Annotated in this window: 1 protein-coding gene; it reads left to right on the top strand. The window is 59.1% G+C overall.

The features are described from left to right. A partial coding sequence (locus ABR397_RS22240) for a hemagglutinin repeat-containing protein (protein WP_350307615.1) occupies positions 1–2735 on the top strand: 2735 nt, incomplete at both ends.

Here is a 2735-nt window from a genome sequence, read left to right as displayed (position 1 = left end):
GTGCCACAGGTGTACGCCCGGGTGAAATCCGGCGACCTGAGCGGTGACGGCGCCCTCCTTGCCGGCAATACGGTAGCGCTTAACAGTCAGGGCGATATCACCAACAGCGGCACGGTCAGCGGGCGAGATGTCACCCAACTGACGGCCAACAACCTGACCAACCACGGCTTTATTCGCGGGGGCAAAGTCGATTTAACGGCCCGGCAGGATATCACCAACCGGGGCGGCCAGATTCAGGGGGAAGATAAGGTTGCCTTACAGGCAGGCCGGGATATCACCAGTGCCTCGACCCTGCGCGGGGAGGAGGCGAACCGCTGGCTGGACCGCCCGGCGGGCATCTATGTGCAGAACGATAAAGGCACCCTGTCGCTTAACGCGATAAATAATGTCCAGCTCACCGCCAGTGAGGTGAAGAACGCCGGGAAAGACGGTCACACTGAGATAACGGCAGGGCATGACCTGATGCTGGAGACCTTAAGCACCCACCGCACAGAGCAGGGCGACTGGGGGAAGGATAATTACCGCCATCTGACCCAACAGACCGATATCGGCAGCCAGATAACCGGCGCCGGTGATGTGACCCTGCAAGCCGGGCATGACCTCAAGGCCACCGCCGCTAACGTCAATGCCGGTCAACACCTGACGGCGCAGGCCGGAAATACCCTGACGCTGACCACCGGTACGGCCTCATCCGACTTAGTGGAGCACAGTAAACAAACCAGCAAAGGCTGGCTGTCGAAATCGTCAGTGGAAACCCATGATGAAGTGCATGACCAGCAAGCACTCAGCACCACATTCAGTGGCGATAAGGTCAACATACAGGCCGGAAAAGACCTCAATATCCGCGGCAGCAACGTGGCGGGCACGCAGGATGTCAGCCTGAATGCCGGTCATCAGCTCACCGTCACCACCGCAGCGGAAGCCCATCAGGAAACGCATTTACGGCAGGAGAAAAAATCGGGCCTGATGGGGACGGGAGGAATAGGTTTCACTGTAGGCAAAGCCAGCCAAAAAACCACCACTGACCGTGACAGCCAGCTAACCAAAGGCAGCACCGTGGGCAGCAGCCAGGGCAATGTCACGCTCAACGCCGGAGAACAGCTCCGGGTTCACGGCAGTGACGTGGTTGCCGGTAAAGATATGACCCTCACCGGTCAGCGCGTCAATATCACCAGTGCAGAAAACAATCACACGGTCTTGACGAAAACCGAACAGAAACAGAGCGGCCTGACGGTGGCGCTCAGTGGGGCCGCCGGTTCGGCTATCAACACTGCGGTGCAAACGGCCCGTGAGGCCCAGGAAACGCAGGACAGCCGGGTCAAAGCTTTGCAGAACACCAAAGCGGCCCTCAGTGGTATGCAGGCGGTTCAGGCGGCGCGGCTGGCGGAAGCCAAAGGCGGTGACGACAAAAGCAATAACAATGTGGTGGGCCTCAGCCTGTCTTACGGCAGCCAGTCCGCCCGTTCAGAGCAGCAGCAACACCAGACCACGCAACAGGGCAGCCATCTCACCGCTGGCGATAATCTCACCATTAGTGCCAAAGGGGATGACAAAGGCGCATCAGGCCAGAATGGCGATATTCGTATTCAGGGCAGCCAGTTACAGGCGGGTAAAGACCTGCAACTCCATGCCCGTCGGGATATTCAGCTGAGTTCCAGCCAGAACAGCGAACAGACCACCGGCAAAAACAGCAGTCACGGCAGCTCGCTGGGCGTGGGTCTGACCGCCGGACCGGGGGGCACTGGCCTGAATGTCTCGGCCAGCGTCAATCAGGGCAACGGTCATGAAAGCGGCAACGGCGTCAGTCACAATAACACCACGGTACAGGCGGGGCAGACTGTCACCCTGAACAGTGGCCGGGACGCCACGCTCAAAGGGGCGCAGGTTAGCGGCGAACAGATGATTGCCGGGGTGAAACGCCATCTGACATTAAGCAGTGAACAGGCCAGCCAGCGCTATGACAGTCAGCAACACAACGCCAGCGCCGGGGCCAGTGTCACGGTCGGCCCGCAACCGGGCGGGACTTTAAGCCTCAGCGCCAGCCGCGACAAACTCCACAGCAACTTTGACAGCGTACAGGAGCAAACCGGGCTGTATGCGGGGAAAGGCGGCTATCAGGTGAACGTGGGTGAACACACCCAGCTTGACGGCGCGGTCATTGCCAGCACCGCGGACAAAGCCAACAACACGCTGGATACCGGTACCCTGGGCTTTAAAGCTATTCACAACCAGGCTGATTTCAAAACCGAGCACCAGAGCGCGGGACTCAGTACCGGTGGACCGGTGGGGAGTCAGTTGCTGAGCAATCTGGCGGCCAATACCCTGGTGGGCGCAAACAAGGCGGGCCATGCTGAAAGTACAACTCAGGCGGCCGTCAGTGACGGCACGGTGATTATCCGGGATAAGGCGGCTCAACAGCAGGATATCCGAACCCTGAGCCGCGATACCGATAATGCCGGCAATGCCCTCAGCCCTATCTTTGATAAAGAGAAGGAGCAGCGACGGCTGAGACAGGCGCAACTGATAGGCGAAATCGGGGCGCAGGCAAGGGATATTGCCAGTACGGAAGGGGCGATAATCGCCACGAAGGCGGCAAAGGAGAAAATCGCCAATATCAGTGAATCAGACAAAGCGGCGGCAAAAGAAACACTGGCAAAAGCGGGCAACCGTCACCCGACCGGGGATGACATCAAAAAGCAACTCTACGACACCGCTTACACGCAGGCGCTGAATGA

The sequence above is a fragment of the Photorhabdus viridis genome (genome assembly GCF_040256935.1).
In the GTDB taxonomy this organism is placed as follows: Bacteria; Pseudomonadota; Gammaproteobacteria; order Enterobacterales; family Enterobacteriaceae; genus Photorhabdus; species Photorhabdus viridis.
This window is presented reverse-complemented; position numbering and strand designations above follow the sequence as displayed.